Annotated in this window: 12 protein-coding genes and 1 tRNA gene; 9 read left to right on the forward strand and 4 right to left on the reverse strand. The window is 39.5% G+C overall.

Going from position 1 to position 13,201, the window contains the following annotated elements; genetic code table 11:
• Nucleotides 1-92 precede the first annotated feature (92 nt).
• Nucleotides 93-869 (forward strand): AzlC family ABC transporter permease, encoded by a 777-nt coding sequence (locus tag AC6UD0_RS04760; RefSeq protein WP_500696938.1) that lies wholly within the window; start codon nt 93-95, stop codon nt 867-869.
• A 15-nt stretch (nt 870-884) separates the two neighbouring features.
• On the forward strand, nt 885-1,217 hold the full coding sequence (locus tag AC6UD0_RS04765) for an AzlD domain-containing protein (RefSeq protein WP_500694018.1): 333 nt from the start codon (nt 885-887) through the stop codon (nt 1,215-1,217).
• Between the two features lie 71 nt (nt 1,218-1,288).
• Here the strand turns inward: AC6UD0_RS04765 and AC6UD0_RS04770 are convergent, their stop codons facing one another.
• The gene (locus AC6UD0_RS04770; protein ID WP_500707452.1) at nt 1,289-2,467 is read right to left on the reverse strand and encodes a class I SAM-dependent methyltransferase; all 1,179 of its coding nucleotides are present in this window, start codon (nt 2,465-2,467) and stop codon (nt 1,289-1,291) included.
• Nucleotides 2,468-2,664: 197 nt separating this feature from the next.
• On the opposite strand from AC6UD0_RS04770, the gene AC6UD0_RS04775 reads away from it, so the two are divergent.
• The gene (locus tag AC6UD0_RS04775) at nt 2,665-3,756 is read left to right on the forward strand and encodes an AI-2E family transporter (RefSeq protein WP_500694016.1); all 1,092 of its coding nucleotides are present in this window, start codon (nt 2,665-2,667) and stop codon (nt 3,754-3,756) included.
• A gap of 42 nt (nt 3,757-3,798) precedes the next feature.
• Nucleotides 3,799-4,497 (forward strand): 2,3-diphosphoglycerate-dependent phosphoglycerate mutase, encoded by a 699-nt coding sequence (locus AC6UD0_RS04780; protein ID WP_500694015.1) that lies wholly within the window; start codon nt 3,799-3,801, stop codon nt 4,495-4,497.
• 29 nt (nt 4,498-4,526) lie between these two features.
• On the opposite strand, the gene AC6UD0_RS04785 is transcribed toward AC6UD0_RS04780, so the two are convergent.
• Complete coding sequence (locus AC6UD0_RS04785) at nt 4,527-5,003, reverse strand: MerR family transcriptional regulator (RefSeq protein WP_500694014.1); 477 nt, start codon at nt 5,001-5,003, stop codon at nt 4,527-4,529.
• Between the two features lie 188 nt (nt 5,004-5,191).
• Between AC6UD0_RS04785 and AC6UD0_RS04790 the strand changes: the two genes are divergently transcribed.
• Both AC6UD0_RS04790 and AC6UD0_RS04795 read left to right on the forward strand, forming a co-directional pair.
• A complete protein-coding gene (locus AC6UD0_RS04790) occupies nt 5,192-6,673 on the forward strand; it encodes an MDR family MFS transporter (RefSeq protein ID WP_500694013.1) in 1,482 nt (493 codons plus the stop codon).
• Entirely contained in the window at nt 6,673-7,443 is a 771-nt protein-coding gene (locus AC6UD0_RS04795) for a DUF4811 domain-containing protein (RefSeq protein ID WP_500707453.1), read from the forward strand. The genes AC6UD0_RS04790 and AC6UD0_RS04795 overlap by 1 nt, the downstream gene beginning before the upstream one ends.
• A gap of 35 nt (nt 7,444-7,478) precedes the next feature.
• Here AC6UD0_RS04795 and AC6UD0_RS04800 read toward each other — a convergent pair whose 3' ends face one another.
• The gene (locus AC6UD0_RS04800) at nt 7,479-8,321 is read right to left on the reverse strand and encodes a metal ABC transporter solute-binding protein, Zn/Mn family (protein WP_500707454.1); all 843 of its coding nucleotides are present in this window, start codon (nt 8,319-8,321) and stop codon (nt 7,479-7,481) included.
• A 121-nt stretch (nt 8,322-8,442) separates the two neighbouring features.
• Between AC6UD0_RS04800 and AC6UD0_RS04805 the strand changes: the two genes are divergently transcribed.
• Nucleotides 8,443-8,515 (forward strand) — tRNA-Thr (locus AC6UD0_RS04805).
• A gap of 57 nt (nt 8,516-8,572) precedes the next feature.
• Here AC6UD0_RS04805 and helD read toward each other — a convergent pair.
• Nucleotides 8,573-10,885, reverse strand: coding sequence for an RNA polymerase recycling motor HelD (gene helD / locus AC6UD0_RS04810; protein WP_500708293.1), 2,313 nt, complete (start codon nt 10,883-10,885; stop codon nt 8,573-8,575).
• A gap of 308 nt (nt 10,886-11,193) precedes the next feature.
• On the opposite strand from helD, the gene trpS reads away from it, so the two are divergent.
• Together trpS and AC6UD0_RS04820 are read left to right on the forward strand one after the other, a co-directional pair.
• Nucleotides 11,194-12,213, forward strand: coding sequence for a tryptophan--tRNA ligase (gene trpS, locus AC6UD0_RS04815; protein ID WP_500708294.1), 1,020 nt, complete (start codon nt 11,194-11,196; stop codon nt 12,211-12,213).
• A gap of 51 nt (nt 12,214-12,264) precedes the next feature.
• Entirely contained in the window at nt 12,265-13,200 is a 936-nt protein-coding gene (locus AC6UD0_RS04820) for a Ppx/GppA phosphatase family protein (protein WP_500708296.1), read from the forward strand.
• Nucleotide 13,201: the final 1 nt, after the last annotated feature.

Genomic DNA, 13,201 nt, shown 5'->3' on the forward strand with positions numbered 1-13,201 from the left:
TTTGCCATTTTTTCTTATAATGAACAATGTACGCAAAAAGTTAATTAATTTTTTTAGGTTATTTATTCAAGAAATCAAGTGGAGGATTTCAATTGACAAAATTAGTACCGAATCCTAATGAACCTACTTGGAAAGCCAATTTCAAGGTCTCGTTTCCCTTAGACTTGAGTTACATTCCAATTGGTTTGGCGTGTGGGATTTTGCTACACGCCGCGGGATTTAACACGTTTAACACGATTTTGGTATCACTACTGGTTTTTTCCGGTGGTGCCCAATTTTTGATCGCATCCATGTTAACCATTAATTCACCACTTCTAACGATTGTGTTGATGCTGTTTTTCCTAGAGCTGAGATACGCATTATTAGGATCGAGTCTTTCTAAGTATCTTCACGGGCAGAACACGCTCTTTACGTTCTTTTTTGCCTGTTCTTTAAATGACGAAAATTACGCTGTGAACTATTTAAAGTTTTCAACTGACAAGAAATGGACCCCGAAGGATGCGTTGCAAGTAGAACATTTTACGTTATTTTTCTGGACCATTAGTAACTTAGTGGGGAGTTTAATTGGGTCAGCTCTTACAATTGATCTAACCGTGGTGCATTTCGCACTCACAGCGCTCTTCTTGTATATGATTGTGATGCAGTTAAAGGATTTGCTAAAAGTGTTTATTGCACTTTTTGCTGCTGGCCTTGCGATCTTCTTCTTAGTGTTAACTAAATCAACACTTGGATTAGTTGCGGCGACGTTAGTTGCATCGTTCATCGGTTTCTTGCTTGATAAATACTTTCGGAGTCGAAAACGGAAGACCAACAAGAAAAGTATTTTTCTTAAGACGTTTAAAAACCCTGCGGGGACACCGAAGGAATAAGTTGGGAGAATTGTTATGAAATGGGATGCGATGCAACACTTTCTGTTAATATTGCTGTGTTTTTTGGTTGCTTTAGCTCCAAGATTTATACCATTAGCATTTTTTAGAAAGCGCAAAATTCCAAAGTGGTTTACCGAATGGATGGAATTTGTACCAATTTGTCTGTTTACTTCACTGGTAGTAAAGGATATTTTTATTAATCAGTCATATGCCTTTTCGATTAGTGGTCAGGGACCAGAGTTAATCGCTGCCGTGTTGGTAATTGGGATTGCTTACTGGACCCGATCTATGCTAGTTTCAGTGATGGCAGGACTAGCGGCGGTGTTTCTGTTAACGTTTGTCCTTTAATGAATATTTGATAACAAAAAGACGTAACTTTAATTGATGAAGTTACGTCTTTTACTATCTATTATATTAAGTTATTTGTACATGTAGTCACGGGTCATTGGAAGTGATGCACCAGCCGGTCCCTTTGAAATGAGGTACTGCATGACATCGATATTTCCAACCTTAAATGAAGCGGCACAGGCTTGAAGGTACAAGTCCCACATGCGGCAGAAACGTTCGTCAAACATATTTTCAATTTCTTTTCGGTGCGCATTGAAGTTTTTGTCCCATGTTTCCGTAGTCTTCTGGTAGTGTCTTCTTAGTGATTCAAGATCGTAGATTTGCATGCCATTATCAATAATATGGTCTAAGTTTTCGGTCAAACCAGGGATGTAACCCCCAGGGAAGATCCACTTATTTAACCAACCATTGATCGCACCACCTTGTTGTCTGGTAATTCCATGGATGAGGGCGTTTCCGTTTTTCGCTAAGTGGTCTGAAACGACCTTGAAGTATTCATCAAGATTTTCTTTCCCAACGTGTTCAAACATTCCAACAGACGTGATGTAATCCCACTTTTCTGACTTTGGTAGTTCACGATAATCTTGAAGGCGGACTTCAGCGATGTCTTCAAGACCGTACTTTTTGATCTGTTCGTTAACGTAGTCGCATTGTTCCTGACTAAGGGTCACACCAGTGACCTTTAGGTCGTATTCCTTAGCGGCAACTAACATTAGAGTACCCCAACCACAACCGATATCTAAAAGAGTACCACCAGGCTGTGGGTTTAGTTTCTTGATGATGTGATGAACTTTATTCATCTGAGCATCGTACAGGCTATCTTCTGGACTTTCCCAGTAACCGCATGAATAGGTCATGGTCTTATCCAGCCAAATTTTGTAGAATTCATTTCCGATGTCATAATGCTTTTGCACATCTTTTTTACTTGCTGCTTCTGAATGAGAAGACTTTGGTAGCCACTTAATGAATTTCTTGTTGTGTAAGAAACTGCTGCTATCCAGGTAAGCTGCTGCAACTAAATCTTCTAAAGAAATCCCTTCAACAGTGATTACACCATCCATGTATGCTTCACCTAAAGCGATTGAAGCATTACTGGTAATATCTTTAATTGGAATTGCCTTGTGGATGGTAATGTGAGCTTTAGGCTCACCCTTACCATAAGTCTTGGTAGAACCATCCCAGTATGTTACCTTTAATGGAATATTAAAACTGTGTTTGATAAATTCACTGTAAAACGTCTTTTCAAGCATATAAAAACCTCTCTTTAATTCAATAGTTATATGGCCATTATAACCTTTTTTTGTGAAACTCGTAAAATAGACTGACATGAATTTTAACAAATTACATTAGATGCTATAATAAAAATATTACGTACTACTATTAAAATTGATTTGAGTAAAGTGTTAAATACGAATTATGGATGGAGAGGGGATGGAGTAAAACCAAAATGGAGAATTTAACCAATTGGTGGCAAAAATTTTTAAATAACACAAAATTAAGACGGGCAGTGGTCTTGTTGCTAATCGTCGTTGTTTTGTATCTCTGTCGCTCAATGATGACCACCATTCTTTTGACCTTTATCTTTACGTTATTAATAACCAAGCTAGTACTTTGGATTCGGGCCCGGATTAAGATTCCGATTCCAATCTTGGTCATTGTGATTTACTTATTAATTGTGGGAGCCATTGTACTGGTAAGTGTCCTGTACCTCCCCCAGATTGCTGAGCAGGGAGTTGAAATAACCAAGACGCTAATTACCTTTTATGAAAGTCCCCATTCGATTAAAAACCCAGAATTACGTTCGTGGGTTTTATGGTTACTAAAGAACTTTAATGTACCAAACCAGATTAAGGGAAGTATGAACCTGATTTGGAGTTACATTACAAGCATTGGTTCAACTGGGATTGCTATGTTCTTGTCACTACTTTTGAGTTTCTTTTTTACCTTGGAACTTAAGCAGGTGAAGCGCTTTTCTAAGAAGTTTTTAACCAGTACCTTTGGGTGGTTCTTCTCGGATATCCTGTTTTTCGCGAAGACTTTCGTCAAAACCTTTGGGGTCGTGATTGAAGCCCAATTCTTTATCGCAATCTGTAACACGACGATTACCACGATTTGTTTATGGATCATGCAAATTCCACAGCTTTTGATCTTAGCTGTCATGATTTTCTTCTTGAGCCTCATTCCGGTGGCTGGGGTTATCATTTCGTTAATCCCTCTAACCTTGATTGGTTATACTGTAGGTGGATTTAGATACGTGGTATACATCTTCATCATCATTATGTTGGTTCATCTACTTGAAGCATACGTGTTAAACCCCAAGTTCATGTCGGCTAAGACCGAGTTGCCCATCTTCTTTACGTTCGTAGTCCTCCTGGTTGGTGAACACATCTTTGGGACGTGGGGATTAATTGTTTCGGTTCCTGTTTTCACCTTTTTACTGGACGTCTTGGGAGTCCAAAACGTTGATGAAGTGGCGAGAAATCGAAAACCCGGTTGGTTTAGTAAGATCAGTAAGTTAGTGAAAAAAAGTTTTAAATGATGTAAAATGAACTAGTATAAAAACAAAAGAGGGGTAATTACAATGGCTAAATTAGTATTTGTTAGACACGGTCAAAGTGAATGGAACTTATCAAATCAATTCACTGGTTGGGTTGACGTTGACTTAAGTGAAGAAGGAGTTAAGCAGGCTAAAAATGCGGGTAAATTAATTGCTGAAGCAGGAATTCAATTTGACCAAGCTTACACTTCAGTTTTAAAGCGTGCCATCAAGACTTTAAATTATGTGTTGGATGAAAGTGACCAATTATGGATTCCAGTTTTGAAGTCTTGGCGTTTAAACGAACGTCACTATGGTGCACTTCAGGGCCAAAATAAGGCGGAAGCTGCTGAAAAATTTGGTAAGGAACAAGTTCACATCTGGCGTCGTTCATACGATGTTTTGCCTCCACTTTTGGACGCAAATGATGAGGGCTCAGCTGCCAAAGATCGTCGTTATGCTGACTTAGATCCAAAGGCGATCCCTGGTGGTGAGAACTTAAAGGTTACTTTGGAACGAGTTATTCCATTCTGGCAGGATCACATTGCTCCTAAATTGTTAGACAACAAGAATGTGATCGTTGCTGCCCATGGTAACTCTCTTCGTGCTTTAACTAAGTACATTGAAGGAATCTCTGATGAAGACATCATGAACGTTGAGATTGCTACTGGTCAACCAATTGTTTATGATATTGACTCTGACTTAAACATTTTAGACAAGGTTAAATTAGGCGAAAATAAATAATTTAATCTAAACCAAAAGACACCTCCTAATTAATTAGGAAGTGTCTTTTTTGTATCCATTAGTGTGATTTTACTACCACGATCGCTTACTTTGATAATGACCGATTTACTGGGGTCGTCTGAAAGAGGTCCCATATTAATGCAGTAGTCGTCATTTTTAGTTTTAACGTATTGAACCCGATCAAGGATTAATTTTTTAAAAACTTTACTGATTTCTTCGTGACGTTTTGCCTTATCTACTGCCGTGGCTAAAGTAAAGCCGGACTCTAGATAGGATTTGATTAATAAAACGGTTACTAGAGTATAGATGCTATATCGCTTGTTTTGATTTTTATGAACTGGTAAAGAAGTAATGTATCCTCGCTGCTCCCAGTAGCGAATCTTACTTTGGGAAAGACCGGAGCATTTGGAAATATCACCAATGCCAACCGAAATGTTATTTTTTTTGATGATTTTTCCGAGTCGTCCGTTGAGGTCAGCTACTTCTTGATCATTCTCATTTTCCAAGGGTTTACCTACTTTCTTTCTATGCTTAATCAAACTCGATGAATTCATTAAATAATACAATACTAATTATATGTAAAATAATGCACGTGTCAATTAAATTGACATAAACATCGGATGGTTGTATAGTAGTTGGTGTTGTAATTTTGAGCAAATATTAATTAATTAAGCTTTTGAAAGGGGCATATATAATGCATAATATTCCTGCTGTTGATGCGAATGGCAAAAAGTATAATCGAACCATGTTTGTCATTATTCTTTTGGTTGGAACTTTTTGTACGGTTTTAAACCAAACCATTTTGTCAACGGCTTTTCCAACATTAATGCGTGCCTTTAATGTTAATACCTCGACCGTTCAGTGGTTAACCACCGGATTTATGATGGTTAACGGAATTTTGATTCCGGTTAGTGCCTGGTTGAGTGGACGTTTTAACACTAAATGGCTGTACTTATCAGCAATGATCATCTTTGAGATTGGAACGGTGGGGTCATGGATAGCTCCAAGCTTCTGGTTTTTATTTGGATCCCGTTTGATTCAAGGAGTTGGTGTTGGTATTGCCATGCCATTACTTCAGACCATCATGTTATCAATTTTTCCAGCAGAAAAACGGGGCACTGCCATGGGACTGGCCGGAATCGTCGTTGGTTTAGCGCCTGCCATTGGACCAACTTTGTCTGGATGGGTGATTGATACTTCATCTTGGCGAAATTTGTTTGGGATTATTGCTCCCATTGTTGCCATAGTCATTGTTTTAGGACTGTTTTTTGTTAAACCAGTTCTTCCAACTAAGAAAAGTAAGCTAGATTATCTCTCATTAGTTTTGTCTACCATTGGTTTTGGTAGTTTACTTTATGGATTCTCGTCAGTTGGAAATGACGGTTGGGGAAGTCCAACTGTCATTTGGGGATTAATTATTGGAATCATTTTTATTATTCTCTTTGGATGGCGTCAACTGGTCATGAAGAACCCGTTCTTGAATTTAAATGTTTTCAAATCACGTGAATTTCGACTTGGAACCATTGTCAGTGCGGTGGTCTTCATGGGAATGGTCGGAGTTGAAATGGTCTTACCTCTTTACTTACAAATTGTTAGAGGGATGAGTGCTTTTCATTCCGGATTGACTCTATTACCCGGAGCACTTTTAACCGGATTTATGAGCCCAATTACTGGAAGACTATTCGATAAGTTTGGGGCCCGTCGTTTAGCAATGGGTGGATTGTTCTTATTGACGGTTGGGACTTTTCCATTTTTGTTTTTAACAAAGGATACTCCAACCATTTACGTTGTTATTTTGTATGCGATTAGAATGTTTGGGGTGGCAATGTCCATGATGCCAGTAACGACATCTGGAATGAATGCTCTTCCAGTTTCTGAAATGGGGCATGGAACTGCTGCTAACAATACCTTTAGACAGGTTTGTGGATCAATTTCAACGGCCGTTATGATTTCAATTTTAGCCAATGTTACTACCAATAATATGCCAGCAAAACACTTACTTAAAATTAATCCGTTGGCATATCGAGCTGGAGCAATTAACGCTAATTTGAAAGGATACATGGCAGCCTTTGGAGTCGCATTCTTAATCTCATTAATTGCCTTTCTTTTGACGTTTGCGTTGAAAAAGGGTCATGTTACTGAAGATCCTGTTTTTGAAAAGGGAGGTAAAAAATAATGATATTTATCTTACTAATTATTTTTGTAATTGCCTTTTTCTTAACGTGGAATTTGATTGCTAATAAAAAAGTGGCAACCTCTTTAGGCCTTATATTTGCTGCTTTGATTATCATTACGATTGGTCTAATGATTGCCAATTACCACAATCACTTTGGGATGGAAAAGAAGACCACGGTTAAGACCACTTCGTTTACATCAGTGAACAATCAAGCCAACATGATATTGTATAAGAAGATTGGTCAGACTAATGATAAAGTTGTGATCTACAAAAAGAATGTAAGTCAAAAGAAGCCAACCGTAACACCTGCGATTGACACTACGAATGAAATCAAACCAGGTGGCGATTCAAACAAACTGGTTACAAAGCAACAGAATTGGGTCTACAAAAATAAATTTTACAAAGTCTTCTTCATGTTTGCTCAAAAAGAAGCCTTTATTAAACGTACGAATACTTTCCACGTAAAATCAGGTTACATGGTATTCACACCTGAACAAGCTAAAGCATTTGGGAAGGCCATGAAACAAGAGGCTGCTCAAATGAAGCAGTCACAACAAAATCCTGAAGCTCAGCAACAGATGGCTGCTTCTGGGAAACAGTTTGTAGCAGCTAAGATACAACAAGCTATGGCCGAAAATCCAAAGATGTCATCAAAGGACCAAGCTAAGCTGCAAAAACAAGCTGAGAATGAATTTAAGGCGCAAATGCAGAACAAAGCTAAAAACCAGATGGAACAAAAGGCAATGGAACAAGCTTTAAAAGTTAACTAGATAAAAAATGATGCTCAAATTTTGAGCATCATTTTTTATTGTTGTTTTTGGATTTTTCCAAGTTCTCGGTACTGATTATTCATCCACTGCATGTAATTTTGCCCCTTTGGAGCGGTCTCTGACACGTTTAGGATGGGCACATGATACTTTTTAGCGTATTTAACCATTTGTGTAACCACCGGGCTATCGGATTGAGTGTTATTAACAAAGAAAGCAATCTTATGGTTGCGCATGTCACTTTGCAGGTTGGAGATGTCACTGACTGAAGGATCGACGCCCTTTTCAATGGCATTTGAGAACCCGTAGTCCTTAAGTTTGTAACCAAGGGCTGAAAGTGAGTAGTCAAAGACGGGCTCGCTGGTAGCAACTGATTGACCGTGCGAATTCTTTGATAACTGCTTGATTAACCGTTGCGTTTGGCCCCATTCATTTTTGTATGTTTGCGCATTTTCCTCAAAATATCCACGGTGATCTGGATCAATCTTACTGTAGACGGTAACTAGATGATCAACCAAATGGTCCATGGTAGTTGGTTTATACCAAATGTGTTCGTTGTCGCCATCTTTTTTATGCATCAATTTGCCAACGTTCACGTCCTGTTGATGATCGTTTCCAGCGTTGTGAATTAATTCGTTCATCCAATCGTCATAACCAATTCCGTTTGAGATGACCACGTTTGCCTTGGCAACTTCTTTCGCGTTGTTAGTTGTTGGTTCAAAGTCGTGTGGATCAACGTCTGAATTGATGATGGACGTGTTGTGACCATACTTTCCAACGACTTGTTGGGCCGCGTCTCCATAAAAGTTAACGGAACTTACAACCTGAATTTTCTTTGGGTCATGGGCTGCCGACTTGTGACATGCTGTGAGTGGAATCATCAGTAGTACGAGACAAGTGACTAGGAGGGAAAGTTTAAAATGTCGTTTCATATTATCGTCCTTTTCTAATCTTTATGAATTCTATCCTAGTGTACCATTTTTGGTGTGGTAAAATAGGAATGCCATTCTAGCTCAGTAGGTAGAGCATTTCCATGGTAAGGAAAAGGTGCCGGGTTCGACTCCCGGGAATGGCTTATCATTTATTTTCACAGTTTAAAACTCTCACTACGTAATCATAGTGAGAGTTTTTTTTATTCGGCCGTTGAATTTTTGCTGACTTTAATTAAATTATCAATGATGGCTTGTTTGGGAATCAACGGCGAAACCTCGCCGTTACACAACAGGGTTAGCGAATGCATGGCGCGGGTCAGAATTGTGTAAAGGACTCCGAGTGAGTGCTGATCAGGGTAATTCTTTTTTGAGACGTCCCAGGCAATGACCGAATCAAATTCGAGTCCCTTGGCCAGGTAGACCGGAAGTACAACAACTGGTGAGGTCATATCTCGGTCACTATCTTTTAATAATGTAGCATCAAAGTGAGCGTTGACCTTTTGATAAACTTGTTTGGCCGATGTGGCATCTCTAGTAATGACCGCGACGGTTTCGTGTTTTTGAAGTTGGTCGTTGATAACGTCAAATAAGGAACTTGTTAGTTCATTAAAATTGTCCTTCACGATTAACTCGGGCTTTTCCCCATTTCGGTTGAAGGCTTCGATGTTATTCCCATCTGGTAGTAATGATTTGGCAAAGGACGTGATGGGATAGGTTGAGCGGTATGAACGATTCAGCTGAATTAGTCGCGAATGTTTACTAGGAATGGCATCATTAAGCTTGTCCAGTAACGTTTGGGCTGACTCGACATCTTTGAAAATGGCCTGTTCACTATCACCAATCAGGTTGAACTTAGCTCTCGGAAAAATGAGCTTGAGATACATAATCTGGGCAATTGAGTAGTCCTGAATCTCGTCGACGAAGAGGTATTTAATGTTAACGTTTTTATTTTCCCCACTGAAACGATCCCTCAAGTACAGCAGGGGGGCAGTGTCGTCCAAACCAATTTGGTGAAATTCAATGTGATTTAGGAAATCATTTTTGCTTTGTTTAAAAGCATCTGGTTCAACATTTTCAGGCAACTTAACGTGGTCAAAAAAATCGGCGTATTGAACGTACGGATCGAAAAACTCATCGTTGTAGATAGCATCGTATACGGTACTAAGTCGATCTTTAACTAGTCGCGTGGCGATGTAGTTTCGTTCATCGTCTAGTTCCTCAAAGTCATTTAAGTGTTTTTCACCCAGAAGATTGTGGTACTGTTCTTCGCTCATGGTGTCGATGATGTCAGCGACCCATTTTTTCTTAGTTTCATCGTGAATACGATTCTTCAGTCTCTTAATTAAACGATTCTTCGTTTGAAGGAGTTTTTCACTGCTGGTCATCCCACTTGGTAGACTAGCGTAAATCTCACGAATTTCCTTTTTAGAAAAGTAAACTTCACCATTAAAGTGAATATCATCGAACTTAATTTGATCAGAGGTGATATTTTTGACGTAGTTTTCAATCTGATCGATGAAGTTCTGACTATTCTTGAATTCGCGAAGTTGAGAATCAGAATCATGATCGGAAGCTTCGTAACGTTGAAAAAGGGTCTGAACCCTCATGCCTTCAAGGTGGTGGGCAAAAAATTCAGCTAACGTAACCTGACGCATACTACGTTCTCCTAAACTTGGTAATACGTCCTTGATGTAGTTACTAAAGAGGAGGTTCGGAGAAAAGAGTAAAATTTGGTCAGCATTTAAAGAGTCCCGACTGTGATATAACAGAAAAGCAATCCGTTGTAAGAGCGCTGAGGTCTTTCCTGATCCGGCCACTCCTTGAACCACCAGCAAGTTACTGGTGGTATCCCTAATAATGTCATTTTGTTCGTGCTGAATGGTGGCCACGATGTTTTGCATCTTTTCGTTATTTTCATCACTTAAAGCACTTTGTAAGAGTTCGTCACCAACCGTTTCGTTAGTGTCGAACATGTTGATGATCTTACCGTTTTTAATCTGGAACTGGCGCTTCTTTAAAAGGTCGGTGTTTTGTTTTCCATTGGGAGTGTCATAAGCAACTTTTCCAAGCGTACCATTATAGTAGACACTTGAAATGGGAGCCCGCCAATCATAGATTAAGAATTCACCGTTTTTGTCGATGAAAGACGCCTTCCCAATGTATAGGTGATCAACGTCAGAAAAGCCCTCGTCTGAGATGTCAATTCGACCAAAGTAGGGTGATTTTTTAAGATCCTGGTAAGTGGCTAGTTGGCCCTCAACAATGGCTTGATCCTCAACCACTTTGTTAGTTAAACTTCGCTGTTGTTGCAGGTCGGCACTGGTTTCAATCCGGTCATCAGCTTCCAAATAATTTGCGGATGTGTTAGTCCCGTAGTCTTTTTGAACTCGTTGAGTTTCTGCCTTGGCTTTTTGGTATTCGGTTTGGGTGTCTTGGATTTTTTCGTCCAACTGGGAACAAACCCAGGTGACCCGCTCTTGCTCTTTGTTTTTTTCATCCTTATTCAAGTGCATACTCCTCCCTTTAATTCGTGAATAATTCTAATTTGAAAAGCCGGTACTGTCAATTTTTTCGTGCTTTGACAACCCGTCATAAATCGCATAAAATGAAATTAGTATGTATTTAGTTTAGTAAGTAGTGGAGTCAAATAACAGAGAGGCTATGTTTACTGAGATTAGTCAGACAACACGAACTGGATAATGGGTAACAACCTTATAGTTTAAGTGGCAGAGAAACCTCTGCAATTTAGGTGGTACCACGTTCAAAGGCGTCCTATTGATTATTCAATAGGACGTTTTTTATTAAAGAAAGGAAAATTACGATGGCAAAAAAAGAAATTGTATTAACTGGTGATCGTCCGACCGGAAAACTTCACATTGGACACTACGTTGGTTCGTTAATGAGCCGTTTAGAGTTGCAGAATTCGGGTAACTACGATCCATTCATCATGATTGCTGACATGCAGGCCTTGACCGATAACGCTCGTGATCCAAAGAAGATTCAAAACAGTCTATTGCAGGTAGCCTTGGACTATCTAGCGGTCGGACTTGATCCAAATCAATCAACGATCTTTGTCCAATCCCAGATCCCAGCCTTAAATGAACTGACCATGATTTATCTTAATTTAGTAACGGTTTCCCGACTGAAACGAAATCCGACCGTTAAAACTGAGATTAAACAGAAAAACTTTGGTGAAAGTGTGCCGGCTGGTTTCTTCATCTATCCGGTCAGTCAAGCCGCTGACATCACTGCTTTTAAAGCAACCGTGGTTCCGGTTGGAGAAGATCAAGAGCCAATGATCGAACAAACCAGGGAAATTGTCAGAAGCTTTAATAGTGCCTATCACAGAGACGTATTGGTTGAACCACAAGGTTTCTTTCCACCGAAAGGCATGGGGCGCATTCCCGGCCTCGACGGAAATGCCAAAATGAGTAAGTCGCTTAACAATGCTATTTACCTTGCTGACGATGCCGATACCATTAAGAAAAAAGTGATGTCCATGTACACGGATCCAAAGCACGTCCACGTTGATGACCCAGGTCAAGTTGAAGGGAACACGGTCTTTACGTATCTGGATATTTTCGCTCACGACAAGCAAAAAGTTAGTGAACTTAAAAAGCAATATCAACACGGTGGTCTTGGAGATGTTAAAATTAAGTTGTATTTAAACGAAGTTTTGCAAGATGAACTCAAGCCAATTCGACAACGTCGAGAAAAGTTAGCTAAGGATCCTGAGTATGTATACAGAGTCTTAAAAGACGGAAGCGACGCGGCTAACATTGTTGCAGAAAACACCCTTGAAGAAGTTCGCGATGCCATGGGGATTAATTATTTTAAGTAGATAAATTGTCATAGCACCAAATATGAATAAATACTTGAGGAGGAGAATCGAATGGAGAACTTTGTTATCATTGATATCGGTTCAAACTCAGTCAGAATGGCAATTTATTGCATCGATTCCGATGGAAGTTATCATGAGATTAAACGCGTTAAGAACGATACGAGATTGTCTGAGGGAATCGGACAAAATAACATTTTACAGATAACTGCAATGAATCGTACGATCTCGGCGCTTCGATCCTTTAAGTCAGAGTATTCAAAGTATAAAAACATTGTGGTTCGTGCCATTGCTACGGCAGCGGTGCGCCAAGCTCAAAATCAAAAGGATTTTTTACACAATGTTTATAAGCAGCTTCACATTAAGATTCGCGTGTTAACCGGCAAGGAAGAAGCTTACTATGATTATCTAGGAATCTCTGATCGATTGGCGGTTAAAGATTATCTCTTGATGGATGTTGGTGGTGCTAGTGTTGAAATTATTCAGGTTAGAAACCAAAAAGATATCCATTGTATCAGCGTTCCCATTGGGGCAGTAAAAATTTCGGAACAATTTCATTTGATTAACCAGGTGACTCCAGCTGATTTATTTGCGGCTGAGTCTTACGTTATCGAAGTGTATAGTCGGATTCCTTGGATTAAGAAGCCCCTTCATTATCCGATTGTTTTGATTGGTGGAGCTGCCCGCGCAATTGCAAGAATTAACCGGCAGTACCAACACTTAAGTCACGTCGATCACATCCAAAATTTTCAGTTAACCAGAAAACAGGTCAACAGTACGATGGAAATGTTTCTGAGTAAGACTTTGGCTGAGCGTCAAAAGATTAATGGGCTTGAAAACGACCGTGCCGACGTCATCATTGGTGGTTCCCTTTGTTTAACTGTCATGATGCATTTTATTGATTCCAAGCGGGTCATTTTCTCAAACGGTGGCGTGCGTGAGGGACTGATTAATGAATACATTGAGAATAGTCCTCATTTTAGAAAATAGG

The sequence above is a fragment of the Fructilactobacillus sp. X7R9C1 genome (assembly GCF_059901005.1).